We start from the raw sequence: 22,982 nt of genomic DNA, 5'->3' as shown, positions 1-22,982 counted from the left end.
TTGCCGCAGCGATCCGTGCGCTGCCGGTCCCCCAGGAAGGGTGACCGGCAGCGCACGATCACGTTCCAGGAGCTGCCGCAGTGCCGTACGGACCGACCCCCGAGACCACCTCGCCCGCATCGCCTTCCGCCGCCTCGCCCCGGGTCGTCGCCCCGTCCCGCCTCCCTCGCATCGCCCCGGGCCGCCCGTCGGGCCGCGCCGCCCGCGCCCTGCGGCACGCTTCTCCCGCACTCCTCGCGTACGCCGCCGTACGCCTCTTCGGCGCCCTGGTCTTCTCCCTCTGGGCGCGCAGGGAGCAGCGGGACGTCTGGCACCTCCTGGCGGAGTCGTGGGACTGCGACTGGTACCTGAAGATCGCCGACAAGGGGTACGCGCACACCCTGGGCACCCAGATCGACGCGAACAACCTCGCCTTCTTCCCGCTGCACCCGCTGCTCATCAGGGCGGGCAGCGTGATCGTCCCGGAGCCGCGCGGTGCCGTGGGGCTCGCGGTCGCCGTCACCTGCTCGTTCCTCGCGGCGTGGGGGATCTTCGCGGTGGGCGACCACCTGTACGGACGCAGGACCGGGGTCCTGCTCGCCGCCCTCTGGGGTTCGCTGCCCATCGCGCTCGTGCAGTGGATGGGCTACACGGAGTCGCTCTTCACGGCACTCACGGCGTGGGCGCTGCACTCCGTGCTCACCGGCCGCTGGATCTGGGCGGGTTCGCTGGCCGCGCTCGCGGGCCTGACCCGCCCGACGGGTGTCGCGCTCGCGGCGGCCGTCTCCCTGACGGCGCTGCTCACGCTGTGGCGCACGCGCCGCGGGGAGGGCGGCGACAGCCGCGTACGCACGCTCCTGGGCGCCGTGCTGGCCCCGCTCGGCTGGCTTTCGTACGTCGGCTGGGTGGGGTTCCGGCTCGGCCGCTGGGACGGCTACTTCGCCGTACAGAAGCTGTGGCGCAACGAGTGGGACGGCGGGGTGGCGACCCTGCGGACGATGTACGACCTGCTCGCGGTGCAACGGCCGCAGCTGTTCCTGACGATGGTGACGGCGACGCTGCTCGCGTCGGTGGCGCTGTTCGTCCTGTCGGTGGCTGACCGGCAGCCGCTGCCGCTGCTGGTCTTCACGGGGCTGCTGCTCCTGATCGTGCTCGGCAGCAAGGGGGTTTACTTCCCCCGGGCGCGCTTCCTGCTCCCCGGTTTCCCCCTGCTGCTGCCGCTCGCGGCGGCGCTGGCCCGCGCGCGGACGCATGTCGCCGTGACGGTGACGGTGGCCGCCGCCGTGACGTCGGCGGCGTTCGGGGGCCACATGCTGCTCGCGTGGATGGGCCCGCCGTAGGCCAGGCCCCCAGGCGACGGCCGGCCCCTAGACGACGGCCAGCACCACCGCGAGCAGCACCGCACCGGCCACGGCGGGCGCGAGGATCTCGTAACCCCAGCGCACCACGGGCTCGCCCTGCGCGGACTCCGCGGCGGCGCGCTGCTCGGAGAGTTCGCGCAGGTCGTCCATGATCTGGTCGCCTGCGGCGCGCGGGGACGACGACTGACCGGGCCTCAGCGAAGCACGCAGACCCGGGCCGCCGACACTCGGGTCACCGGCGGCCGCCCCCTGCGCACTCCTCCTCGCGGCCTTCTTGCGGCCTCGCAGGGAGACCGGGATGGCCCAGAGCTGGTACTTGGTGCCGGACTGGGTGAGGACTTCGTTCGAGTACCCGGAGCGCAGGGTCGCGACGGACGCCCACGGCAGCGTGATCGTCCGGAAGGGGTTGCGGATGCGCAGCCGGTCGTCGTTGGCGTACACGGCGGGGCGCACGGTGAAGGCGACGACGATCGGCACCGCCAGGAGCAGCCCGGCGAGCGCGAGCCACGGGGTGCGGCCCTCCCCCCGGATCATCGCGTCGATGCCGAGCCAGCCGCCGAGGGCGAGCAGCAGGACGCCTCCGGCGATGCCGCCGGACGACCGGAAGGTCCGGTCCTTGTACTCGGGGTACTCGGGCTCCGCCATGGGGGGCTGGGGGTCGGTCATACCCTTGATTCTGCCTGAGGTCCGCCGCGGGGCGGCCACGGGTCCGCCGCGGACGCCCGGTCTCTCGCGCGACCCGCCCCCTGTACAGCCGCTACGCGCGTAGATATGCTCCCCTCGTGACCATGCCCACTGCTCCCGCAACTGCATCCGCACACGCGCTCGCGGACGCCACAGCGTCGGACCGCACGCTGCGCCGCTTCCTCCACGGGCTGCCCGGCGTCGACACGGTCGGCCTGGAGGCACGCGCCTCAGCGCTCGGCACCCGTTCGATCAAGAGCACGGCGAAGGCGTACGCCATCGACCTCGCCATCTCGATGATCGACCTGACGACGCTCGAGGGCGCCGACACCCCGGGCAAGGTCCGGGCACTCGGCGCGAAGGCCGTGCACCCCGATCCGACCGACCGCGGCACCCCGAGGACCGCCGCGGTCTGCGTCTATCCGGACATGGTGGCCACCGCCAAGGAAGCCGTCGGCGACAGCGGGGTCAAGGTCGCCTCGGTCGCGACCGCCTTCCCCGCGGGCCGCGCCGCCATCGACGTGAAGCTCGGTGACGTCCGCGAGGCCGTCGCCGCGGGTGCCGACGAGATCGACATGGTCATCGACCGCGGCGCCTTCCTCGCCGGTGACTACATGACGGTGTTCGAGCAGATCCGCGCCGTGAAGGAAGCCTCCGGCGAGGCCCGGCTCAAGGTCATCTTCGAGACCGGCGAGCTGTCCACGTACGACAACATCCGGCGTGCCTCCTGGATCGGCATGCTCGCGGGCGCGGACTTCATCAAGACCTCGACCGGCAAGGTCGGCGTGAACGCCACCCCCGCGAACACCCTCCTGATGCTGGAAGCCGTACGCGACTTCCGCGAGCAGACCGGGGTACAGGTCGGGGTGAAGCCCGCGGGCGGCATCCGCACCTCCAAGGACGCGATCAAGTTCCTCGTCCTGGTGAACGAGACCGCGGGCGCGGACTGGCTGGACAACCACTGGTTCCGCTTCGGCGCCTCATCGCTCCTCAACGACCTGCTGATGCAGCGCCAGAAGCTGGCCACGGGCCGCTACTCCGGCCCCGACTACGTGACGGTGGACTGACCAAGATGACTTCCCCCTTCGAATACGCACCGGCGCCCGAGTCCCGCTCCGTCGTCGACATCGCGCCGTCGTACGGCCTGTTCATCGACGGCGAGTTCGTGGAGGCCGCCGACGGCAAGGTCTTCAAGACCGTCTCGCCCTCCACCGAAGAGGTCCTCTCCGAAGTCGCGCAGGCCTCCTCCGAAGACGTCGACCGCGCGGTGAAGGCCGCCCGCAAGGCCTTCGAGAAGTGGTCGGCGCTGCCGGGCGCCGAGCGCGCCAAGTACCTCTTCCGGATCGCCCGGATCATCCAGGAGCGCAGCCGCGAACTGGCCGTCCTGGAGACCCTCGACAACGGAAAGCCCATCAAGGAGACGCGCGACGCCGACCTCCCCCTGGTCGCCGCGCACTTCTTCTACTACGCGGGCTGGGCCGACAAGCTCGACCACGCCGGGTACGGCGCGGACCCGAGGCCCCTCGGCGTCGCGGGCCAGGTCATCCCCTGGAACTTCCCGCTCCTGATGCTGGCGTGGAAGATCGCCCCGGCCCTCGCGACGGGCAACACGGTCGTCCTGAAGCCCGCCGAGACCACGCCCCTGAGCGCCCTGTTCTTCGCGGACATCTGCCGCCAGGCGGGCCTGCCCAAGGGCGTCGTCAACATCCTTCCCGGGTACGGCGACGCGGGCGCGGCCCTCACCGCCCACCCGGACGTGAACAAGGTCGCCTTCACCGGCTCGACCGCCGTCGGCAAGGCCATCGCGCGCCAGGTCGCGGGCACGGACAAGAAGGTCACCCTCGAACTGGGCGGCAAGGGCGCCAACATCGTCTTCGACGACGCCCCCATCGACCAGGCCGTCGAGGGCATCGTCACCGGCATCTTCTTCAACCAGGGCCAGGTCTGCTGCGCGGGCTCCCGCCTCCTCGTACAGGAGTCGGTCCAGGACGAGGTCCTGGACGCCCTCAAGCGGCGCCTGACCACCCTGCGCCTGGGCGACCCGCTGGACAAGAACACCGACATCGGCGCGATCAACTCCGCCGAGCAGCTCGCCCGGATCAAGGCCCTCACCGAGACGGGCGAGGCCGAGGGCGCCGAGCGCTGGTCCGCCCCGTGCGAACTCCCCTCCGCCGGTTACTGGTTCGCGCCGACCCTCTTCACGAACGTCACGCAGGCGCACACCGTCGCGCGCGACGAGATCTTCGGCCCGGTGCTCTCGGTGCTCACGTTCCGTACGCCGGAAGAGGCCGTCGCCAAGGCCAACAACACCCAGTACGGCCTCTCCGCCGGCATCTGGACGGAGAAGGGCTCCCGCATCCTCGCGGTCGCCGATCGCCTGCGCGCGGGCGTCATCTGGGCCAACACGTTCAACAAGTTCGACCCGACCTCGCCCTTCGGCGGCTACAAGGAATCGGGTTACGGCCGCGAGGGCGGCCGCCACGGCCTGGAGGCTTACCTCGATGTCTGAGCAGCGTTTGAGCGTCTTCAAGACCTACAAGCTGTACGTAGGGGGCAAGTTCCCCCGCAGCGAGAGCGGCCGGGTGTACGAGGTGTCCGACTCGAAGAACAAGTGGCTGGCCAACGCCCCGCTGTCGTCCCGCAAGGACGCGCGTGACGCGGTCGTGGCCGCGCGCAAGGCGCAGGGCTCCTGGGCGGGCAAGACGGCCTACCTGCGCGGCCAGATCCTCTACCGCGTCGCGGAGATGCTGGAGGGCCGCAAGGACCAGTTCGTCCGCGAGGTCGCCGAGGCGGAGGGCCTGTCCAAGTCGAAGGCCGCCGCCGTCGTGGACGCCGCGATCGACCGCTGGGTCTGGTACGCGGGCTGGACGGACAAGATCGCCCAGATCGTGGGCGGCGGAAACCCTGTCGCGGGCCCGTTCTTCAACCTCTCCTCGCCGGAGCCGACGGGCGTGGTGACGGTCGTCGCCCCGCAGAAGTCGTCGTTCCTCGGCCTGATCTCCGTCATCGCCCCGGTGATCGCGACGGGCAACACGGCCGTGGTGATCGCGAGCGAGGACTCCCCGCTCCCGGCGCTCTCGCTGGGCGAGGTGCTCGCCACCTCCGACCTGCCGGGCGGCGTGGTCAACATCCTCTCGGGCCGTACGGCGGAGATCACCCCGTCGCTCGCCGCGCACCAGGACGTGAACGCGATCGACCTGGCGGGTGTCGAGGACGACGTACTGGCGAAGGAGCTCGAAGTCGCCGCGGCGGACAACCTCAAGCGCGTCGTCCGTCCACAGGCTGTGGACTGGTCGGCGGATCCGGGCACGCACCGCCTGACGGCCTTCCTGGAGACCAAGACGGTCTGGCACCCCACGGGTTCGCTGGGCGCGTCGGGCTCCTCGTACTGAGACCACCCGAGGCCCCCCGAGGCCACCTGGAACCACCCCGCACAGCGAAGCCCCGGCCCTCCTCCGTCCAGGAGAGCCGGGGCTTCGCCCTTTCACCGGCTCGGTCAGATGCCGAGCCGGGCCGCGATCCCGTCCAGTACGCAGTCGAGGCCCGTCTCGAACGTCCAGGTGGCGTCGTCCTTGCGGCGCGACCGCAGACCGTAGCGCCGGTAGGTGGGGTAGCGGCCGGTGTCCATGAGGTACGTCATCTGCGGCGCGAGGCCCATCCGGGTCTCGGCGCCGGACGACCAGCCCTCCGACTCCGTCCAGTCCCGCAGGGCCACTTCGGACGAGGCGGCGCCGTGCGCATAGGAGCTGACCGTGCGGAAGGCCATCATCATGGCGTCCTCGTCCAGGCCAAGGCCGTCAAGCGCCGCCAACTGCCGCTCTGCGATGGCCATCCGGCCCGGCGTGAGCACGAACAGGGCCGTGGGCAGCTGACCCACCCACGGGTGGCGCAGCATCATCTCCCGGGTCAGCAGGGCGAAGGCCCGCAGCACCTCACGCCATTCGGTCAGTTCCTCGGGAATCCGGTGCTCGGCCGCCACCCGCTCGGCCATCAGCGCCCACAGGTCGTCCTTGCCCGAGACATGCCGGTACGCCGCCATGGGCGCGACCCCCAGCTCCGTGGCGAGCCGCCGCATGGTGACGGCGGCGAAGCCCTCGGCGTCGGCGACCTCCACCGCGACGGCCCCGATGCGCTCCAGGGACAGCGAAGCGCGGGGCGCCGTCGGCTGCTCCAGGCGCTCCCAGAGCGACTTGTCCGGCACCGTCACCTTTCCGTCCTTCTTCTGGCCGGCCACAGCAGGGCTCCTCTCGTCAGGGCGTGAGCGTACAACGTATCCCTGTGTAGACGCTGTACACACCGACGTGTACGTTGTACGCATCCAGATACGCCGTACACATCCAGTGTTTTCAGGGGGACCCCAATGACCAGCAGCGACACCCAGCCCCTTCGCGTGGCCGTCCTCGTCGGCAGCACCCGCGAGGGCCGGTTCGCACCCGTCGTCACACGGTGGCTGACCGCACACCTCGCCCAGCGTGACGACCTGACCGCCGATGTCGTCGACCTCGCCGAGACCCCGCTGCCCACCGTCTTCCCCGCCTTCGGGCAGCCGCCCGCCCCCGGCACCGAGGAGGCGCTCGCCCTGGTCTCACCCCGCCTCGCGGCGGCCGACGCGTTCATCTTCATCACGCCGGAGTACAACCACAGCTTCCCGGCATCCCTGAAGAACGCCATCGACTGGCACAACGAGCAGTGGCACGCGAAGCCGATCGGCTTCGTCTCCTACGGCGGCCTGTCGGGCGGCCTGCGCGCGGTGGAACAACTCCGCGTCGTCATGGCCGAGTTGAACGCCACGACCATCCGCAACACGGTCAGCTTCCACAACGCCTGGGGCCGGTTCGGCGAGGACGGCACCGTCGAGGACCCCCAGGTCGACACGGCAGCCAAGGCGCTGCTCGACCAGCTGACCTGGTGGGCGCACGCCCTGCGGGACGCCAAGTCTGCGCGCCCGTACAACGCCTGACGTCACATCACGTTCGCTGAGGGGGAACAACCATGAGTCAACGTACGGAAGAGACGAGCGTCCCGGCCTCTGCGGGCGTCGAACAGCCGCCCGCCGAGCCGCCCATCGAGCCGACCGCCGAGTCGGAAGGCCCGTCCAAGCTCGTCCTCTTCGGGCTGCTGCTCGGCCTGATGCTCGGACTGCTCGACGGCACGATCGTGGGCACCGCCCTGCCCACCATCGTCGGCGACCTCGGCGGCCTTGACCACCTCTCCTGGGTGGTCACCGCCTATCTGCTCACCGCCTCCGTCTCCACGCCCATCTGGGGAAAGCTCGGCGATTTGTACGGACGCAAGGGCAGCTTCATCTGGTCGATCACGGTGTTCCTCGCGGGCTCGGTCCTCTCCGGGATCGCCCAGGACATGGCGCAGCTCATCGCCTTCCGCGCCGTACAGGGCCTCGGCGCGGGCGGTCTGATGGTCGGCGCCATATCGATCATCGGTGTCATGCTGCCGCCGTCACAGGCGGGCCGCTCGCAGTCGATGGTCGGCGCGATGATGCCGGTGGCGCTGGTCGGCGGACCACTGCTCGGCGGTTTCCTCACCGACCAACTGGACTGGCGCTGGGTCTTCTACGTCAACGTCCCCATCGGCGGACTCGCCCTGCTCATCATCGGCCTGCGGCTGCGCCTGCGCACCGAGCGGGTCAGGGCCCGTATCGACTTCGCCGGCGCCGCCCTCCTCTCCACGGGCATCCTCGCCCTGACGCTCCTCGGCAGTTGGGGCGGGACGACGTACGGCTGGTCGTCGCCGCAGATCCTCGGACTCGGCGTGATCGGCGCCGGATCCCTGGTCTGGTTCGCGCGGGTCGAGCGGCGGGCGGCCGAACCGGTCATCCCGCCCCGACTCTTCGCCGACCGCAACTTCACGCTCGCCCAGGTCCTCACCTTCCTGGTGGGCGCGGCCATGCTCGCGGCGTCCGCGTATCTGCCGCAGTACATGCAGTTCGTACGCGGCGCCTCGTCCACGGCCAGCGGCATGCTGCTGCTCCCGCTGATGGCAGGGATGTTCGGGGCGCAACTCCTGCTCGGCCGGATCACGTCCAAGGGCGGCGGCTACCGCGCCTACCCCATCATCGGCGGTGCGTTGACGGCCGTCGGCAGTCTCGCGCTCCTCGCGGTCGGCGCGGACACCCCCACCGCCGTGACATCCGCGCTGACGTTCGTGCTCGGTACGGGCATGGGCTTCCTGATCCAGAGCACCCTGCTCATCACCATCAACAGCGCGGAACCGCGCGACATGGGCGCCGCCACCGGAACCACCACACTCCTGCGCACGATCGGCGGCTCACTGGGCATCGCCGTCATGGGCGCCGTCTATGCGAACCGCCTGACATCGGGCGGCATGCCGGAGGGCGGCTCCGCATGGACCCCCGAGGCGGTCAGGGAGATGCCGGAGGGAGTGCGGGAATCGGTGCGCACAGCTGTCACCGGCGGCATGCACGGCGTGGCCCTCGGCGCCGCGATTCTTGGCGCGGCGGCCTTCGCGGTGGCATGGCTCGTGCGGGAAGTCCCCCTGCGAAAGGGGTGACAGGGGGACTCCGCGTCAGCAGACCCTAGCCGGGCAGCACGCTCGTGGCCTGGCCGACGAGCGGCAGGTCGCTCAGGGACCCGCCGCCCTTGGTCAGCGGGGCCGTCAGCGGCGCCGTCGAGACCGGCTTGAAGTCCGCGATCTGGGTGCCCAGGGCGTTGTCCAGCGGGTCGGACCCCGTCCCCGCGAGCGGATTGAGCTTCAGGTGCTTGGCGGGCCCGAGTCCTCCGGCTGTGACCTCCTCCACCGCCCGGAGCACCCCCGCCCCGGCGGCCGGCAGATTCTCGGACGCCGGAGGCGTCGGGGCCGGCGCGGCGTTGGCCGTCGCCGCGCCGCCGATGCCGAGCGCCGTGCCCGCGACGCTGACCGTCAGACCCGCCCGCAGCAGGACGCGGGAGAGGTGCTTGGAGGCTGTTGCGTGCCGTGCCATGGGTTCCGCCCTTATCCGCTTGAGTAATCAGATGCGCACACAGCGTAGTTGAGGGGCGATGTGGGCACCAAAGCCCTACCCTTCGGGTCGCCTGGGCGGCTCAATGCAGCACACTGGTCTCTCGTGAGTTCCCATCCCCCGATACCCACCCGAGTCGTGCTGCTCGCCGGTCCCTCGGGCTCAGGCAAGTCGTCGTTCGCCGCCCGCTCCGGGCTGCCCGTCCTGTGCCTCGACGACTTCTACAAGGAGGGTGACGACCCGACACTGCCGCAGGTCCCCGGCAGCACGGACATCGACTGGGACTCTCCCGCGTCCTGGGACACGGACGTCGCCGTCGCCGCCATCGAGCAGCTGTGCCGCACGGGACGTACGCGCGTCCCCGTCTACGACATCGCCACCAGCTCGCGTACGGGCGAGTCCGCGATGGACATCGAGCGCACGCCCCTCTTCATCGCGGAGGGGATCTTCGCGGCGGACATCGTGGAGCGGTGCCGGGAGATCGGCGTGCTCGCCGACGCGCTCTGTCTCCGGGGGCGGCCGTCCACCACGTTCCGGCGGCGGCTCCTGCGGGATCTGCGCGAGGGGCGCAAGTCCGTGGCGTTCCTGCTGCGGCGCGGGTGGCGGCTGATGCGGGCCGAGCGCGCGATCGTCGCCCGGCAGACCGCGCTCGGCGCCCATCCCTGCGGCAAGGACGAGGCCCTGGGGCGGCTCGCGGCCGCTGCCGCGGGCCGGTGCGCCAAGGCTCGCGCGGAGGCCGCGTAGCTCCGCGCGGGCGAGGGGGCGGCCGGCAAGCCGCCCCTGCAAAGCAGAAGGACCGGAAAGACCCCCCGGCCTTCCGGTCCCGCTACTTGTTTCCCCCGTGGATCCCCCGTGATCCCCGTTTTCCCCCGTGTCCCCCCTGCTACCGCCGCCTCCCCCCGGGAGCGGCGGCCCCCCGTAATCCCTAGGCGACCAACTCGCCGAAGGACTCCTCCTGGTCACGGCCGAAGCTGAGGACCTCGTCCTCGCGCAGCCGGCGCAGGGAGCGCCAGATGCTGGACTTCACCGTGCCCACGCTGATGTCGAGGATGTCCGCGATCTCGGGGTCCGTGCGGCCCTCGTAGTAACGCAGGACCAGCATCGTCCGCTGCAGTTCGGGGAGGCGGGCCAGGGCCTGCCAGAGAACCGCGCGGAGTTCGGTGCCACGCATCGCGTCCGTGTCGCCCGCCGTCTCCGGCAGCTCCTCGGTCGGGTATTCGTTGAGCTTGCGGCGCCGCCAGGCGCTGATGTGCAGGTTGGTCATGGTGCGGCGGAGGTATCCGCCGACCGCGGCCTTGTCGCTGATCCTGTCCCAGGCCCGGTACGTCGAGAAGAGGGCGCTCTGGAGCAGGTCCTCCGCCTCGAAACGGTCACCGGTCAGGTGGTAGGCGGTTGCGTACAGGGAGGCACGACGCTCCTGGACGTAGGCGGTGAACTCCGCCTCCGACGCCGATGTGCGCTCCCCCGTGTCCTCCCTGTACGCGGCTCCCCCGTGAGCCCCCCCATCGTCTCCGCGGGTTTCCCCCCGGAACGCGTCAACCACCGTCATGTACGCGGCGTGCTGACGCCCGGTGCCGCGAGCGCACCCCCGCCCGCTCACGGCACCGGACTTCTCGTGCCTCTCGGCAGGCCGGATCACGTCGTGGAGACGCGTGATTACTGCGCTTGAGCTGGTGCTGTGCAGTGTGTTCATCTCGCGCCCCCCGTCGGTGGAGTCCGGCTTTTTCCGTGTGACCAGAACTCTGCCGGACCCACTTCATGACGGTGTCCGCCGACTGTCACAGGCCTGCAACAGCCAATCTGCTTGTAGGGGAGAAGTGTGGGAGCGCTCCAACAGTCGAACTGTGCCCGTGCCATGGGACAGAATGACGTCCGTGCCTTCCCTGTTGCTGATCGAGGACGACGACGCCATCCGTACGGCCCTTGAGCTTTCGCTCACCCGCCAAGGGCATCGGGTGGCTACTGCTGCCACCGGCGAGGACGGCCTGAAACTGCTCAGTGAGCAGCGGCCGGACCTGATCGTGCTGGATGTGATGCTGCCGGGCATCGACGGATTCGAGGTGTGCCGTCGCATCCGGCGCACCGACCAGTTGCCGATCATCCTGCTGACCGCGCGCAGTGATGACATCGACGTGGTCGTCGGGCTCGAGTCCGGTGCCGACGACTATGTCGTGAAACCCGTGCAGGGACGGGTGCTCGACGCCCGTATCCGTGCGGTTCTGCGGCGCGGTGAGAGGGAGGCCAATGACGCGGCGACGTTCGGTTCGCTCGTCATCGACCGCGCCGCGATGACCGTCACGAAGAACGGCGAGGACCTCCAGCTCACGCCGACCGAGCTGCGGCTGCTCCTCGAACTGAGCCGCAGGCCCGGACAGGCCCTGTCGCGGCAGCAGTTGCTGCGCCTGGTGTGGGAGCACGACTACCTCGGTGACTCCCGGCTCGTCGACGCGTGTGTGCAGCGGCTGCGCGCGAAGGTGGAGGACGTCCCGTCCTCGCCGACACTGATCCGTACGGTGCGTGGGGTCGGCTACCGGCTGGACACTCCTCAGTGACCAAACCGCAGGACAAGCTCCGCGGTTGGGCCGCGGCGCGCAAGGCGATACTGGCGGGGCTTCGCTTCACGAGCCTCAGGCTGCGGCTTGTCGTGGTGTTCGGTCTCGTGGCGCTCACCGCCGCCGTGACGGCTTCCGGGATCGCGTACTGGCTGAACCGCGAGGCGGTCCTGACGCGCGCGCAGGACGCGGCCCTGAAGGACTTCCAGCAGGAGATGCAGACCCGCGCCGGCGCGCTGCCGCCCAATCCGACCCAGGACGAACTGCAGCAGGCCGCCGGGACGATGGCCAACAGCAGCCAGCGCTACAGCGTGCTCCTGATCGGGAAGGACGCCGACGGTGACACGATCGTCGGCTACTCCGACCTGGACGCCTTCACGCTCGCCGACGTGCCCAAGTCCCTGCGCAAGACGGTGAACAAGGAGCAGCCGCTCACCTCCAGCAACAAGAGTCCGTATCACCTGTACTGGCAGCGGACCGTCGACGGCGGCACCCCGTACCTCGTGGGCGGTGCCAAGGTCATCGGCGGCGGGCCGACCGGTTACATGCTCAAGTCCCTTGAGCCGGAGGCGAAGGACCTCAGTTCGCTCGGCTGGTCGCTCGCGATCGCCACCGGGCTCGCGCTCATCGGTTCCGCGCTGCTCGCGCAGGCCGCGGCGACGACCGTACTCAAACCGGTGCACCGGCTCGGCGTCGCCGCGCGGCGGCTCGGCGAGGGCAAGCTGGACACGCGCCTTCGCGTGTCGGGCACGGACGAACTGGCCGATCTGTCACGGACGTTCAACCGGACCGCCGAGAGCCTGGAGAAGAAGGTCGACGACATGAGCGCCCGTGACGAGGCGTCGCGGCGCTTCGTCGCCGACATGTCGCACGAGCTGCGTACGCCGCTGACCGCGATCACCGCGGTGACGGAGGTCCTGGAGGAGGAGCTCGACGCGGAGACCGGCAGCGTCGACCCGATGATCGAGCCCGCCGTACGTCTGGTGGTCAGCGAGACCCGCAGGCTCAACGACCTGGTGGAGAACCTGATGGAGGTCACCCGCTTCGACGCGGGCACGGCCAGGCTCGTCCTGGACCACGTCGACATCGCCGACCAGATCACGGCCTGCATCGACGCCCGTGCCTGGCTCGACGCGGTCGAGCTGGACGCCGAGCGCGGCATCATGGTGCGGCTCGACCCGCGCCGCCTCGACGTGATCCTGGCGAACCTGATCGGCAACGCGCTCAAGCACGGTGGCTCCCCGGTGGAGGTCTCGGTGCGGCTCGCGGGCGAGAAGCTCCTCATCGCGGTGCGTGACGGAGGCCCCGGCATCCCCGAGGACGTACTGCCGCACGTCTTCGACCGCTTCTACAAGGCGAGCGCGTCCCGGCCGCGTTCGGAGGGCAGCGGGCTCGGGCTCTCCATCGCCCTGGAGAACGCCCACATCCACGGCGGGGAGATCACCGCCGCGAACTCGCCCAAGGGCGGCGCGGTGTTCACGCTGTGGCTGCCGCGCGATCCGTCGGCGCTGCTGCCCGCGGACGAGTCGGAGCAGGACACCGACGGCGACACCGCCGTCGAGGGAGAGAAGTGATGAACCGCCGACGGCTGCGCGCCGCGCTGCTCGCCACCGTACTGACCGCGACCCTCGCGGGCTGCGGGATCCGCTCGACGGAGGTGCCGACGGACTTCGGCCCCGGCCCCTCGCGCGTGCCCTGCGTGATGTCCGGGTCGAGCATCGCCTCGCAGTCCACGAACGGGGTCCCGGTGCAGGTCTTCCTGGTGTGCGCGGCGCAGCTCGTGACTGTCGACCGGTCGGTGCGGATCCCCACCGACAAGGCGACGACGGACCGGGTCCGTATCGCGCAGGCGCTCCTCGACGAGCTGTCGCACGCGCCGTCGGCCCCGGAGAAACAGGCGGGCTTCGCCACGGACGTACGCGGCGGCACGGTCGTCAGCGGCCCCGGGAAGGGGGACCCCGAGGACGCGCTGCGGTTCAGCACGTCCCCGGAGGATCTGTCGGCGTTCGCACTCGCCCAGGTCGTCTGCACGTTCGCGGACAGCGCGGCGGCGGGCGACGACCGCGAGGTGATCATGGGCGGCCCCGGTGACTCCCCGCTGCGCCGTTACGAATGCACCCAGGCGGTCCGCCAGCGCCCCGGGACGGTGGCTCCGCCCACGGAGACGGTGAAGTAGCCGAGAACGGTGAAGCGGCCGGGACGGTGAAGTAGCCGATCAGGACAGTCACGGTGTGCGATCAGGACAGTGCCGCGTACCGGGAGTAGATGCGCGGAACCGATCCTGCCGCTAGTCGCGTCTTGGGGGGCGTGCGTCAAGGCTCGGGCGGCCACGGGGCCGCCATCCGCTTCCGTGCGACAGGGGGATTCCTCCTCGTCGCGCATCTTCTGCTCGTCGGATGGTTCACGCTGCGTCCACTGGACGTGCCCTGGGTCAGCGCGGCGAATCTTCAGCCGTTCGCCGGCATCAAGGCGGATCTGGCGCTCGGCCCTGTCCAGGCGGCGCGGCAGATAGGCGGCAGTCTGCTGCTCCTTGCCCCGCTCGGCGTGCTGCTTCCGCTCGCCGGTGGGCGGGTTCACGTGTCACCGCTCGGTTCGCTGGTGCGGACGGTCGCGGCGGGCGCGCTGATCTCGCTCGGCATCGAGCTGCTGCAGACCGGGGTGCCGGGGCAGGTCGTCGACATCGACTCGCTGTTCCTGAACGCCGTGGGCGTGGCTCTCGCGCATCTTGCCGTGGTGCCCGCGGCCAGGGCCAGGCTCCGCCGCCGTACTGATGTGGAGCATCGCGCGGCCCTCCTGCGGGAGGACGCTTCTCAGGGGTCGACCCCGACGATTCCCAGGGTCGGTATCGCACCCTAGAGCGACGCTTTGCCCGCTTCGTGAACGTAGCTTTGAGTCATCGGGGAAACGCCCCCGGACGGGGAATCGCCCCCGGACCTCATACCGACGGTTCACGAAGGAGCCATCATGACCGCCCTTGCCCGCCCCACCCACGGCCGGATGATCGGCGGAGTGTGCGCCGCCCTCGCCAAGCGTTTCGGCACGTCGGCGACCACGATGCGCGTGATCTTCGTGCTCTCGTGTCTGCTTCCCGGCCCGCAGTTCCTGCTCTACATAGCGCTCTGGGTCCTGTTGCCCACGGAGGGCAAGGCCAGGCAGGCAGCCTGGTGAACCGGCGGCCCTCACCGCCACGTACGTACGCCGATGGGGCGCACCCCTGGAGAAGGGATGCGCCCCATCGGCGTGTGCGGAGACCGTGAGGATCAGCCGAGCGGCAGACCGTTCACACCCAGACCCTCGGTGGGCAGGCCCTGGAGGGGCAGACCCTGGAGGGGCAGGGCCTGGGCGACCGGCAGGCCACCGAGCAGGCCCGAGAGCGGGTCGGCCGCGGCGGGCTTGCCCCGGTCGTCGGCGTGCTTCATGCTCTCGCCGAGCTTGCCCACGGTCGGCGCGGAGGCCTCCAGGGTGCTGCCGACCACGTTCTGGCCGGCGGCGATCGCCTCGGGGCCACCGGCGGGCAGCTTCTCGCCGATCTGCTCCATGGGCAGCATGGCGGTGGCGGAACCCAGTGCGCCCGTGGCGTCGGGCAGGGCCGGCGCGGCGTTGGCGGCACCCGCGCCCGCGGCGGCGAAGGCGGCGCCGAGAGCGGCGACACCGAGGGTCTTGGCGGCAGACTGCTTCATCTTCAATGCGTCCTTGATGACGGGGACTTTCGAGCGGCCCATGACCGTAAACATGTGAAGGGGCAGTCCGCAAACAGCGAAACAGCAAAAACGCGGCCGGGAATTAATGTTCCCGGCCGCGTCCACATTGCCTCAATTTCTGTTACACATCGACAGAAGCCCTGGTGGAGGCGGTCTGACGGAACAGCCATTCGGACTTCAGCTCGGCATATCCGGGCTTGATCACGTCATTGATCATGGCCAGGCGTTCATCGAAAGGAATGAACGCTGATTTCATCGCATTGACTGTGAACCACTGCATGTCGTCGAGCGTGTAACCGAAAGTGCCGACCAGGTGCTCGAATTCGAGGCTCATGCTGGTGCCGGACATCAGCCGGTTGTCGGTGTTCACCGTGGCTCGGAAGTGCAGCTTGCGCAGCAGCCCGATGGGGTGCTCGGCGTACGAGCTCGCGGCACCCGTCTGCAGGTTGGAGCTGGGGCACATCTCCAGAGGGATGCGCTTGTCGCGTACGTAGCTGGCGAGGCGGCCGAGCTTCACGGTGCCGTCGTCGGCGACCTGGATGTCGTCGATGATCCGCACGCCGTGGCCGAGGCGGTCGGCGCCGCACCACTGCAGGGCCTGCCAGATGGACGGCAGGCCGAAGGCCTCGCCCGCGTGGATGGTGAAGTGGTTGTTCTCGCGCTTGAGGTACTCGAAGGCGTCGAGGTGGCGGGTGGGCGGGAAGCCCGCCTCCGCGCCCGCGATGTCGAAGCCGACGACGCCGAGGTCGCGGTAGCGGTTGGCGAGTTCGGCGATCTCCAGGGCGCGGGCCGCGTGCCGCATCGCGGTGAGCAGCGCGCCCACGCGGATGCGGTGACCGTTGGCCTTCGCGCGCCGCTCGCCCTCCCGGAAGCCTTCGTTGACGGCCTCGACGACCTCTTCGAGGGTGAGGCCCTGCTCCAGGTGCTGCTCGGGGGCGTACCGGATCTCGGCGTAGACGACGCCGTCCTCGGCGAGGTCCTCGGCGCACTCGGCCGCCACGCGCTTGAGGGCGTCCTTCGTCTGCATGACAGCGCAGGTGTGCGCGAAGGTCTCCAGATAGCGCGGCAGCGAACCGGAGTCGGCGGCCTCCCTGAACCAGATCCCCAGCTTGTCGGGGTCGGTCTCGGGCAGGCCCTCGTACCCCGACTCGCGGGCGAGGTCGACGATCGTGCCGGGGCGCAGGCCGCCGTCGAGGTGGTCGTGCAGGAGCACCTTCGGGGCGCGGCGGATCTGTTCGGCGCTGGGCGTTTCGCGGTCCGTCTGACCGGCTTTGGTGGTCTGGCTCGTCATTTCGGCACTCTAGCGCCTACGCGCGTAGATCGCCCGGGGGATCTCACGGGTCGATACGTAACAGTGACCCTGCGGACGGGTGGCGTACACCATCGCTTCTGACACTGTTCTGTCATGGCACAGCAAGCGACGCCCGATTCCGCGCGCGCGGCCAGGCTCGGACGCGTGATCGGCACCCGTCCTTCGGCGGTCAGCGGCGCGGTGCTGCTGCTCCCCGGCGGCCACGAGACCTCCGCCCGCAAGCCGTCCCCGTTCGCCGCGAACGCGGTGCGCGCGCTCGGCCGCAGGCTCGCCCACGACGGCCGGGGCGAAGGCCTCGCGGCGCACGTCGTGCACTACCGCTACCGCGGGTGGAACGGGGCGCAGGCGCAGCTCGCGCGGGACGCGGAGTGGGCGGCGGACGAGATCGTCCGTCTCTACGGCGACGTCTCCATCTGCCTCGTCGGCAGGGACATGGGCGGCCGGGCCGCCCTGCGGGCCAGTGGCCACGAAGCGGTCAACTCCGTCCTCGCGCTGGCTCCTTGGCTGCCCGAGGACGATGTGGCCGCGTCCCCCGAACCGGTGAAACAGCTCGCGGGGCGGCGGGTCCTGATCGTGCACGGCACGAATGACGAGCGGACCGATCCGGAGCTTTCGTTCCGGCTTGCGGAGCGGGCGAAGAAGGCGAACCGGGAAGTGTGCCGGTTCGAAGTCCACTCCGACGGCCATCGGTTGCAGCAGCACCAGGCCGAAGTCCAGGCGCTGGCTTCGGACTTCGTCCTGGGTTCACTGTTCGGCCACGCGTACGCGCGCCCCCTGGAGGACGCACTGGCGGCTCCGCCGCCGCTGGGGCTGCGGATGCCGCTTGCCGCGGGCTTTGGGGAGTCGATGCGGCACTGAGCGGGGCGGTCCCTGCGGGGCTCTCCCCAATCCCGCCCCTTCCCGAAACTGGGGCTCCGCCCCAGACCCCGCTCCTCAAACGCCGGAGGGGCTGAAATGCCAGAGCGGCCCGCGGCGGAGCCGCAAATGTCACAGCCGGGAAGGGGTGGGGTTGGGGAAAAGGAAGCTACTCCGGCAGCAGCCGCCCCCGCCTCCCCAGCAGGAACCTCTTGAACGCCGCCACCGGCGGAGTGTCCGGGTGGCCGTCCAGCCAAGCCACGCCGATCTCCCGCACCGCCCGCTGCCCCGTCACCGTCAACTCGACAACCCCCGGACGGGGAACGGCCGGTGGCGGGAGCAGCGCCACCCCGAGGCCCGCCGCCACCAGCCCCCTCAGCGTCTCCGCCTCCTCCCCCTCGAACGCGATCCGCGGCTTGAAGCCGGCCTCCTGGCAGAGGTCGTCCGTGATGCGCCGCAGGCCGTAGCCGGGTTCGAGGGTCACGAAGGCCTCGTCCGCCGCCTCCGCGAGGCGGACCCGCTTCCGGGAAGCGAGACGGTGGTCGTCCGGCACGACGAGACGCAGGCGTTGCTCGTCCAGGCGCCGGGCGACGAGATCGGGAGCGTCCGGCACGGGCGACGTCAGGCACAGGTCCAGCTCCCCCGCCCGAAGCCGCTCGATCATCGCCTCCCCGTAGTTCTGTACGAGGCTGAAGCGAACCCTCGGATGGTCCGCGCGGAAGGCGCGGATCAGGCCTGGGACGGTCTCCGAGCCCATCGTGTGCAGGAAGCCGAAGGCCACCTTGCCCGACGCCGGGTCCGCGTCCGCCCGTACCGACTCCGCCGCCCGCTCCACCTCACCGAGCGCCCGCTCGACGGAGGCGAGGAAGGTCCGCCCCGCCGGGGTGAGCGACACCGTACGGCCGTGGCGCGCGAACAGGTCCACCCCCAGGTCCTGTTCGAGGCGCACCAGCGCACGCGACAACGTCGACTGCGGCACCTGCATCTCCTGCGCGGCCCGCGTCACGTGCTCGGTACGGGCCACTCCCGCGAAGTAGGCGAGACGGGGAGAGAGCAGGGCCGACCAGGAGCCGGGGGTCAGCTCGGCGGGCACCGACGCGCCGCCGCCGATGTCTCCTACGTAACTGCTCTGCGACAGACGCCGCTCTGAACTGCGCTCATGCACCATGGGAACGATTATGGCCAGTCCATGCATTGGACGGATGAGTCTTGTGTGCCTACGTTCGACGCATGCCTCCTGCCAGTAGCGGGGCGTCCGCCACCCACGCGGCCGCCCTCACCCCGTCGTCCCCTCTCGCCGAAGCCACCGACACACGTCTGACCCCTGGCGGGCCCGGCTACCGCCGGATGAGCTTCGCCCTCTTCCTCGCCGGTGTCGCGACCTTCGCGCTCCTCTACTCCACGCAGGCGCTGCTCCCCCTCGTCTCCGCCGACTTCGGCGTCAGCGCGAGCTCCGCGAGCTGGACGGTGTCGGCCGCCACGGGCGCGCTCGCCCTCTTCGTACTGCCCCTGAGCGCGCTCAGCGAGCGGTTCGGGCGCCGGACGCTGATGACGGTTTCGCTGACGGTCGCGGTGGTCGTGGGTCTTCTCGTCCCCTTCGCACCCTCCATCGGCGCCCTCATCGCACTGCGTGCCGTGCAGGGTGCGGCGCTCGCCGGGCTCCCGGCCTCCGCGATGGCCTTCCTCGCGGAGGAGGTCAGGCCCAAGGCGCTGGTCGCCGCGATCGGCATGTTCGTGGCGGGGAACTCCATCGGCGGCATGAGCGGGCGCATCATCACCGGCTGGGTCGCGCAGGCATGGGGCTGGCGCGTGGCCTTGGGCGTGGTGGGTGTCGTGGCCGTCCTGTGCGCCCTCGCCTTCCGCGCGCTGCTCCCCGCGCCGCGGCACTTCACGGCGGGCTCGCTCAACCCCAAGGCCCTTGGCCGCACGATCCGTTCGCACCTCTCCAACCCGCTCCTGTGCCGTCTGTACGCGATCGGGGCGCTGTTCATGACCGTGTTCGGCGCGGTCTACACGGTGATCGGCTACCGCCTCACCGAGGCGCCCTTCTCGCTCCCGCAGGGCATCATCGGCTCGATCTTCCTGGTCTATCTCGTCGGTACGGTCTCCTCGGCCGCCGCCGGGAAGCTGGTGGCTCGGCTCGGCCGGCGCGGGGCGCTGTACTTGGCGGTGAGTACGACGGCGGGCGGGCTGTTGCTCTCCCTCTCCGAGTCCCTGGTCATGGTGCTGCTCGGGCTCGTCCTGATCACCGCAGGCTTCTTCGCCGGTCACGCGGTCGCCTCGTCGTCCGTGAGCCGTACGGCCACCACGGGGCGTGCGCAGGCTTCGGCGCTCTACCAGTCCGCGTACTACCTGGGCTCCAGCGCGGGCGGCACGCTCGGCGCGGTCGCCTTCCACGCCGGGGGCTGGGCGGGGACGGTGGCTCTGGGCCTTCTCGCGGTGCTCGGCGTCGTGTCGCTCACCGTGTGGGGGTCGCACGTGGCTCGCGTCCAGGAGCGGCGGGCCCGGCGGGGGCTTGTGGCCGCGCACTAGCTGTCCCGGGCGCGCACCAGCTGTCCCGGGCGACCCCCTCCCGCCTGCGGGTTTTCCGACTCCGGGGGCCGTTGTCAGTGGGCTGCGGTAGCTTCCAAAGTGCTGGGACTTTCGTGGCAGCCGCAGGGGTGGGTTGGGATGACTGACATCGCAGGGACGACGTCCGAAGTGGACGTCATGCTGGAGAAGCACCGGGTCGAGCTGACCGGGTACTGCTATCGCATGCTGGGCTCCGCCTTCGAGGCCGAGGACGCGGTGCAGGACACGATGGTGCGCGCCTGGCGGAGCCACGAGAAGTTCGAGGGCCGCTCCAGCCTGAGGTCGTGGCTGTACCGCATCGCGACGAACGTCTGCCTGGACATGCTGAACGCCGGCAACCGCCGCGCCCGCCCCATGGACCTGACCGCGGCGGCGCCGCTGGCCCAGGCCGCGCTCACTCCCCGCCCGGACAATGTGTGGCTGGAGCCGATGCCGGACGCGCGCGTGCTGCCCTCCGTCAGCGACCCCGCCGAGGCCGCCGTGGCGAAGGAGTCGGTGCGGCTAGCGTTCGTCGCCGCGCTACAGCAACTGCCGCCCAAGCAGCGGGCGGTGCTGATCCTGCGCGAGGTCCTCGCCTGGAAGGCCAGCGAGGCCGCCGAGCTCCTCGGCACCTCGGTGGCGTCCGTCAACAGCGCGTTGCAGCGGGCGCGGGCGACGCTGGCCGAGGGACCGGGCGACGACACGGCGGTCTCCGACCCGCTGGACGACGAGCAGCAGAAGCTGCTGGAGCGGTATGTCGCGGCCTTCGAGGGTTACGACATGGCGGCGCTGACGGCGCTGCTGCACGAAGACGCCATCATGACGATGCCCCCGTTCGACCTGTGGCTGCGCGGCACGTCCGACATCACCGGCTTCATGTCGACCATCGGCGCCTCCTGCGCCGACAGCAAGCTGTTCCCGGTGGAGGTCAACGGCACTCCGGGCTTCGCCCACTACAAGCCCGACCCGGAGAAGGGCGGGTTCGCGCCGTGGGCGGTTCAGGTCATCGAGATCTCAGAGGGGCGGATCGCGGGCTTCCACTGCTTCCTGGACACGCCCAGGTGGTTCCCGCTGTTCGGCCTGCCGCTCCACCTCGACCTCAATGGGGAGCCCGACGAGGTGCAGTAGTTCGCGCAGGTGCGGGGCCGGGTTGCGGAGGCGGATCCGGGCGCCTGCGCGGCGGGCGGTGAGTTGTAGGCGGGCGAGGGCGTCTATCGCGGCGAGTACGGGTGGGCCGATGTCCGCGACGTCGCATACGAGGACGTCCACGTCGTCCCTCGCGTGCAGCAGGCTTCTGGCCTCCTCGCAGAGGCGGTGCGTGGCCTCTCGGCTGAGGGTGCCGGTGAGGGTCAGGTCTGGCGGGGGCTTGGGGTTCACGTTGGGATGACTGGCCGGGGGGCCGGAACTCATCGGTAGGTCCGCCGGTGCGCCTGCGGCGGGCTTTTCCCCAACCCCGCCCCTTCCCGAAAACCCGCTCTGGCGCGGGGGCCTTGGTGGGCCTCATCACCGGCTGCGCCGAGTTCGTCCTCAAACGCCGGACGGGCTGAGTGGTTTCAGCCCCTCCGGCGTTTGAGGAGCGGGGTCTGGGGCGGAGCCCCAGTTTCGGGAAGGGGCGGGATTGGGGAAAGCCCCGCAGGGACCGCCCCTACGGCACCCCCCTACGCGATGCGGTCCAGCACGATCGGCGTCGCCGCGAAGCCCGTGCCCTCCGGGGCGATGTCGAAGGAACCCGCCACCGCCTGCAAGGCGTACTCGAAGCGCTCGGGGGTGTCCGTGTGCAGGGTCATCAGCGGCTGCCCCGCAGCCACAGCCGCGCCCGGCTTCGCGTGAAGCTCCACGCCCGCACCCGCCTGCACCACGTCCTCCTTGCGCGCACGCCCCGCACCGAGACGCCACGCGGCGACACCGACGTCGTACGCGTCGAGGCGGGTCAGGACGCCGGACGACGGCGCCGTCACGACGTGCGTCTCCCGGGCCACCGGCAGAGTCGCGTCCGGGTCGCCACCCTGGGCGGAGATCATCCGGCGCCACACATCCATCGCCGAGCCGTCCGCCAGCGCCTTCGCCGGGTCCACATCCTTCAGGCCCGCCGCATCCAGCATCTCCCGCGCAAGGGCGAGGGTCAGCTCGACCACGTCCGACGGGCCGCCGCCCGCGAGGACCTCCACCGACTCCCGGACCTCAAGCGCGTTGCCCGCCGTCAGGCCAAGCGGCGTGGACATGTCCGTGAGGAGCGCGACCGTGCGTACGCCGTGGTCCGTGCCCAGGCCCACCATCGTGGACGCCAGTTCCCTCGCGTCCTCCAGCGTCTTCATGAACGCGCCCGTGCCGACCTTCACGTCCAGGACCAGCGAGCCCGTACCCTCCGCGATCTTCTTCGACATGATGGACGAGGCGATCAGCGGGATCGCCTCCACCGTTCCCGTCACGTCCCGCAGCGCGTACAGCTTCTTGTCCGCCGGGGCCAGGCCGTCGCCCGCCGCGCAGATCACCGAGCCGACGCCGTCCAGGACCGACAGCATCTCCTCGTTCGAGAGGAGGGCCTTCCAGCCCGGGATCGACTCCAGCTTGTCCAGGGTGCCGCCCGTGTGGCCGAGGCCCCGGCCCGAAAGCTGCGGCACCGCCGCGCCGCACGCCGCGACCAGCGGGGCGAGCGGCAGCGTGATCTTGTCGCCGACGCCGCCCGTGGAGTGCTTGTCGGCCGTGGGGCGGGACAGGGACGAGAAGTCCATGCGCTCGCCGCTCGCGATCATCGCGGCGGTCCAGCGGGCGATCTCGCCGCGGTTCATGCCGTTCAGCAGGATCGCCATGGCCAGGGCCGACATCTGCTCGTCGGCCACCGCGCCGCGCGTATAGGCGTCGATGACCCAGTCGATCTGCTCGCCGCTCAGCTCGCCGCGGTCCCGCTTCGTACGGATGACGGAGATGACGTCCATGGCATAACCCCTCTTTGCGCGTAAAACGGTGATCGCGACTCTACGCGCATAGAGCCACGAGATGAAGGTGGCCCCC

General features: G+C 70.6%; 24 protein-coding genes. 15 read left to right on the top strand and 9 right to left on the bottom strand.

Features of this window, described 5'->3' with window-relative positions:
- Window positions 1-80 precede the first annotated feature (80 nt).
- Complete coding sequence (locus tag ACWGI2_RS17850; protein WP_453696208.1) at window positions 81-1,319, top strand: hypothetical protein; 1,239 nt, start codon at window positions 81-83, stop codon at window positions 1,317-1,319.
- A 27-nt stretch (window positions 1,320-1,346) separates the two neighbouring features.
- Here ACWGI2_RS17850 and ACWGI2_RS17845 read toward each other — a convergent pair whose 3' ends face one another.
- Window positions 1,347-2,006 carry a PH domain-containing protein gene (locus ACWGI2_RS17845; RefSeq protein ID WP_453397272.1) on the bottom strand — a complete coding sequence of 220 codons (660 nt, stop codon included), beginning with the start codon at window positions 2,004-2,006 and terminating at the stop codon, window positions 1,347-1,349.
- Window positions 2,007-2,128: 122 nt separating this feature from the next.
- Here ACWGI2_RS17845 and deoC point away from each other — a divergent pair, with 122 nt between their 5' ends.
- From deoC to ACWGI2_RS17830, 3 genes are read left to right on the top strand one after another with little or no spacing between them, the layout of a single operon-like run.
- Window positions 2,129-3,091, top strand: a complete 963-nt coding sequence (gene deoC, locus ACWGI2_RS17840; protein ID WP_453696754.1) for a deoxyribose-phosphate aldolase — start codon at window positions 2,129-2,131, stop codon at window positions 3,089-3,091.
- Between the two features lie 5 nt (window positions 3,092-3,096).
- Window positions 3,097-4,533 carry an aldehyde dehydrogenase family protein gene (locus tag ACWGI2_RS17835; protein ID WP_453696207.1) on the top strand — a complete coding sequence of 479 codons (1,437 nt, stop codon included), beginning with the start codon at window positions 3,097-3,099 and terminating at the stop codon, window positions 4,531-4,533.
- Window positions 4,526-5,416 (top strand): aldehyde dehydrogenase family protein, encoded by an 891-nt coding sequence (locus ACWGI2_RS17830; protein WP_453696205.1) that lies wholly within the window; start codon window positions 4,526-4,528, stop codon window positions 5,414-5,416. Before ACWGI2_RS17835 ends, ACWGI2_RS17830 begins: the two co-directional genes overlap by 8 nt.
- A 104-nt stretch (window positions 5,417-5,520) precedes the next feature.
- On the opposite strand, the gene ACWGI2_RS17825 is transcribed toward ACWGI2_RS17830, so the two are convergent.
- Window positions 5,521-6,258 (bottom strand): TetR/AcrR family transcriptional regulator, encoded by a 738-nt coding sequence (locus ACWGI2_RS17825; protein WP_453397276.1) that lies wholly within the window; start codon window positions 6,256-6,258, stop codon window positions 5,521-5,523.
- 126 nt (window positions 6,259-6,384) lie between these two features.
- Here ACWGI2_RS17825 and ACWGI2_RS17820 point away from each other — a divergent pair, with 126 nt between their 5' ends.
- Both ACWGI2_RS17820 and ACWGI2_RS17815 read left to right on the top strand, forming a co-directional pair.
- A complete protein-coding gene (locus ACWGI2_RS17820) occupies window positions 6,385-6,984 on the top strand; it encodes an NADPH-dependent FMN reductase (protein ID WP_453696204.1) in 600 nt (199 codons plus the stop codon).
- Window positions 6,985-7,016: 32 nt separating this feature from the next.
- On the top strand, window positions 7,017-8,552 hold the full coding sequence (locus ACWGI2_RS17815) for an MDR family MFS transporter (protein ID WP_453696203.1): 1,536 nt from the start codon (window positions 7,017-7,019) through the stop codon (window positions 8,550-8,552).
- A 25-nt stretch (window positions 8,553-8,577) separates the two neighbouring features.
- On the opposite strand, the gene ACWGI2_RS17810 is transcribed toward ACWGI2_RS17815, so the two are convergent.
- Complete coding sequence (locus ACWGI2_RS17810; RefSeq protein WP_453397279.1) at window positions 8,578-8,982, bottom strand: hypothetical protein; 405 nt, start codon at window positions 8,980-8,982, stop codon at window positions 8,578-8,580.
- 123 nt (window positions 8,983-9,105) lie between these two features.
- Between ACWGI2_RS17810 and ACWGI2_RS17805 the strand changes: the two genes are divergently transcribed.
- The gene (locus ACWGI2_RS17805; RefSeq protein ID WP_453397280.1) at window positions 9,106-9,744 is read left to right on the top strand and encodes a uridine kinase family protein; all 639 of its coding nucleotides are present in this window, start codon (window positions 9,106-9,108) and stop codon (window positions 9,742-9,744) included.
- 181 nt (window positions 9,745-9,925) lie between these two features.
- On the opposite strand, the gene ACWGI2_RS17800 is transcribed toward ACWGI2_RS17805, so the two are convergent.
- Window positions 9,926-10,693, bottom strand: coding sequence for a SigE family RNA polymerase sigma factor (locus tag ACWGI2_RS17800; RefSeq protein ID WP_453397281.1), 768 nt, complete (start codon window positions 10,691-10,693; stop codon window positions 9,926-9,928).
- Between the two features lie 181 nt (window positions 10,694-10,874).
- On the opposite strand from ACWGI2_RS17800, the gene afsQ1 reads away from it, so the two are divergent.
- The 5 genes from afsQ1 to ACWGI2_RS17775 all read left to right on the top strand — a co-directional run bounded on the left by afsQ1 (window position 10,875) and on the right by ACWGI2_RS17775 (window position 14,720).
- Window positions 10,875-11,552: a two-component system response regulator AfsQ1 gene (gene afsQ1, locus ACWGI2_RS17795; RefSeq protein ID WP_030562528.1), complete on the top strand. Its 678-nt coding sequence runs from the start codon at window positions 10,875-10,877 to the stop codon at window positions 11,550-11,552.
- Window positions 11,549-13,126, top strand: coding sequence for an ATP-binding protein (locus ACWGI2_RS17790; RefSeq protein WP_453397282.1), 1,578 nt, complete (start codon window positions 11,549-11,551; stop codon window positions 13,124-13,126). The genes afsQ1 and ACWGI2_RS17790 overlap by 4 nt, the downstream gene beginning before the upstream one ends.
- Window positions 13,126-13,728 carry a hypothetical protein gene (locus ACWGI2_RS17785; protein ID WP_453696202.1) on the top strand — a complete coding sequence of 201 codons (603 nt, stop codon included), beginning with the start codon at window positions 13,126-13,128 and terminating at the stop codon, window positions 13,726-13,728. Before ACWGI2_RS17790 ends, ACWGI2_RS17785 begins: the two co-directional genes overlap by 1 nt.
- A gap of 89 nt (window positions 13,729-13,817) precedes the next feature.
- On the top strand, window positions 13,818-14,408 hold the full coding sequence (locus tag ACWGI2_RS17780; RefSeq protein ID WP_160506837.1) for a VanZ family protein: 591 nt from the start codon (window positions 13,818-13,820) through the stop codon (window positions 14,406-14,408).
- A 108-nt stretch (window positions 14,409-14,516) separates the two neighbouring features.
- Entirely contained in the window at window positions 14,517-14,720 is a 204-nt protein-coding gene (locus ACWGI2_RS17775) for a PspC domain-containing protein (protein ID WP_447050109.1), read from the top strand.
- 92 nt (window positions 14,721-14,812) lie between these two features.
- Here the strand turns inward: ACWGI2_RS17775 and ACWGI2_RS17770 are convergent, their stop codons facing one another.
- Together ACWGI2_RS17770 and ACWGI2_RS17765 are read right to left on the bottom strand one after the other, a co-directional pair.
- Window positions 14,813-15,232 (bottom strand): ATP-binding protein, encoded by a 420-nt coding sequence (locus ACWGI2_RS17770; protein ID WP_453397645.1) that lies wholly within the window; start codon window positions 15,230-15,232, stop codon window positions 14,813-14,815.
- Window positions 15,233-15,374: 142 nt separating this feature from the next.
- On the bottom strand, window positions 15,375-16,544 hold the full coding sequence (locus ACWGI2_RS17765) for an adenosine deaminase (RefSeq protein WP_453397285.1): 1,170 nt from the start codon (window positions 16,542-16,544) through the stop codon (window positions 15,375-15,377).
- Window positions 16,545-16,658: 114 nt separating this feature from the next.
- Here ACWGI2_RS17765 and ACWGI2_RS17760 point away from each other — a divergent pair, with 114 nt between their 5' ends.
- Complete coding sequence (locus ACWGI2_RS17760; RefSeq protein ID WP_453397286.1) at window positions 16,659-17,423, top strand: alpha/beta hydrolase; 765 nt, start codon at window positions 16,659-16,661, stop codon at window positions 17,421-17,423.
- 166 nt (window positions 17,424-17,589) lie between these two features.
- On the opposite strand, the gene ACWGI2_RS17755 is transcribed toward ACWGI2_RS17760, so the two are convergent.
- Window positions 17,590-18,588: a LysR family transcriptional regulator gene (locus tag ACWGI2_RS17755; protein ID WP_160506833.1), complete on the bottom strand. Its 999-nt coding sequence runs from the start codon at window positions 18,586-18,588 to the stop codon at window positions 17,590-17,592.
- A 62-nt stretch (window positions 18,589-18,650) separates the two neighbouring features.
- Here ACWGI2_RS17755 and ACWGI2_RS17750 point away from each other — a divergent pair, with 62 nt between their 5' ends.
- Both ACWGI2_RS17750 and ACWGI2_RS17745 read left to right on the top strand, forming a co-directional pair.
- Window positions 18,651-19,952: an MFS transporter gene (locus ACWGI2_RS17750; RefSeq protein ID WP_453696201.1), complete on the top strand. Its 1,302-nt coding sequence runs from the start codon at window positions 18,651-18,653 to the stop codon at window positions 19,950-19,952.
- Between the two features lie 138 nt (window positions 19,953-20,090).
- Window positions 20,091-21,098, top strand: coding sequence for a sigma-70 family RNA polymerase sigma factor (locus ACWGI2_RS17745; protein ID WP_453397288.1), 1,008 nt, complete (start codon window positions 20,091-20,093; stop codon window positions 21,096-21,098).
- Here the strand turns inward: ACWGI2_RS17745 and ACWGI2_RS17740 are convergent.
- Together ACWGI2_RS17740 and ACWGI2_RS17735 are read right to left on the bottom strand one after the other, a co-directional pair.
- Window positions 20,985-21,380, bottom strand: a complete 396-nt coding sequence (locus ACWGI2_RS17740; protein WP_453696200.1) for an STAS domain-containing protein — start codon at window positions 21,378-21,380, stop codon at window positions 20,985-20,987. The genes ACWGI2_RS17745 and ACWGI2_RS17740 overlap by 114 nt on opposite strands.
- A 248-nt stretch (window positions 21,381-21,628) precedes the next feature.
- The gene (locus ACWGI2_RS17735; protein ID WP_453696199.1) at window positions 21,629-22,906 is read right to left on the bottom strand and encodes a thymidine phosphorylase; all 1,278 of its coding nucleotides are present in this window, start codon (window positions 22,904-22,906) and stop codon (window positions 21,629-21,631) included.
- Window positions 22,907-22,982 lie beyond the last annotated feature (76 nt).

It is taken from the genome of Streptomyces sp. NPDC054866 (assembly GCF_053610745.1).
This window is presented reverse-complemented; position numbering and strand designations above follow the sequence as displayed.

Coding starts and splice junctions, on each gene's coding strand:
- ACWGI2_RS17810 (WP_453397279.1), bottom strand. CDS start 8,982: ATGGCACGGCACGCAACAGCCTCCAAGCACCTCTCCCGCGTCCTGCTG.
- ACWGI2_RS17760 (WP_453397286.1), top strand. CDS start 16,659: ATGGCACAGCAAGCGACGCCCGATTCCGCGCGCGCGGCCAGGCTCGGA.
- deoC (WP_453696754.1), top strand. CDS start 2,129: ATGCCCACTGCTCCCGCAACTGCATCCGCACACGCGCTCGCGGACGCC.
- ACWGI2_RS17750 (WP_453696201.1), top strand. CDS start 18,651: ATGCCTCCTGCCAGTAGCGGGGCGTCCGCCACCCACGCGGCCGCCCTC.
- ACWGI2_RS17770 (WP_453397645.1), bottom strand. CDS start 15,232: ATGAAGCAGTCTGCCGCCAAGACCCTCGGTGTCGCCGCTCTCGGCGCC.
- ACWGI2_RS17780 (WP_160506837.1), top strand. CDS start 13,818: ATGCGCGGAACCGATCCTGCCGCTAGTCGCGTCTTGGGGGGCGTGCGT.
- ACWGI2_RS17785 (WP_453696202.1), top strand. CDS start 13,126: ATGAACCGCCGACGGCTGCGCGCCGCGCTGCTCGCCACCGTACTGACC.
- ACWGI2_RS17735 (WP_453696199.1), bottom strand. CDS start 22,906: ATGGACGTCATCTCCGTCATCCGTACGAAGCGGGACCGCGGCGAGCTG.
- ACWGI2_RS17835 (WP_453696207.1), top strand. CDS start 3,097: ATGACTTCCCCCTTCGAATACGCACCGGCGCCCGAGTCCCGCTCCGTC.
- ACWGI2_RS17755 (WP_160506833.1), bottom strand. CDS start 18,588: ATGGTGCATGAGCGCAGTTCAGAGCGGCGTCTGTCGCAGAGCAGTTAC.
- ACWGI2_RS17765 (WP_453397285.1), bottom strand. CDS start 16,544: ATGACGAGCCAGACCACCAAAGCCGGTCAGACGGACCGCGAAACGCCC.
- ACWGI2_RS17775 (WP_447050109.1), top strand. CDS start 14,517: ATGACCGCCCTTGCCCGCCCCACCCACGGCCGGATGATCGGCGGAGTG.
- ACWGI2_RS17845 (WP_453397272.1), bottom strand. CDS start 2,006: ATGACCGACCCCCAGCCCCCCATGGCGGAGCCCGAGTACCCCGAGTAC.
- ACWGI2_RS17745 (WP_453397288.1), top strand. CDS start 20,091: ATGACTGACATCGCAGGGACGACGTCCGAAGTGGACGTCATGCTGGAG.
- ACWGI2_RS17820 (WP_453696204.1), top strand. CDS start 6,385: ATGACCAGCAGCGACACCCAGCCCCTTCGCGTGGCCGTCCTCGTCGGC.
- ACWGI2_RS17830 (WP_453696205.1), top strand. CDS start 4,526: ATGTCTGAGCAGCGTTTGAGCGTCTTCAAGACCTACAAGCTGTACGTA.
- ACWGI2_RS17800 (WP_453397281.1), bottom strand. CDS start 10,693: ATGAACACACTGCACAGCACCAGCTCAAGCGCAGTAATCACGCGTCTC.
- ACWGI2_RS17815 (WP_453696203.1), top strand. CDS start 7,017: ATGAGTCAACGTACGGAAGAGACGAGCGTCCCGGCCTCTGCGGGCGTC.
- ACWGI2_RS17740 (WP_453696200.1), bottom strand. CDS start 21,380: ATGAGTTCCGGCCCCCCGGCCAGTCATCCCAACGTGAACCCCAAGCCC.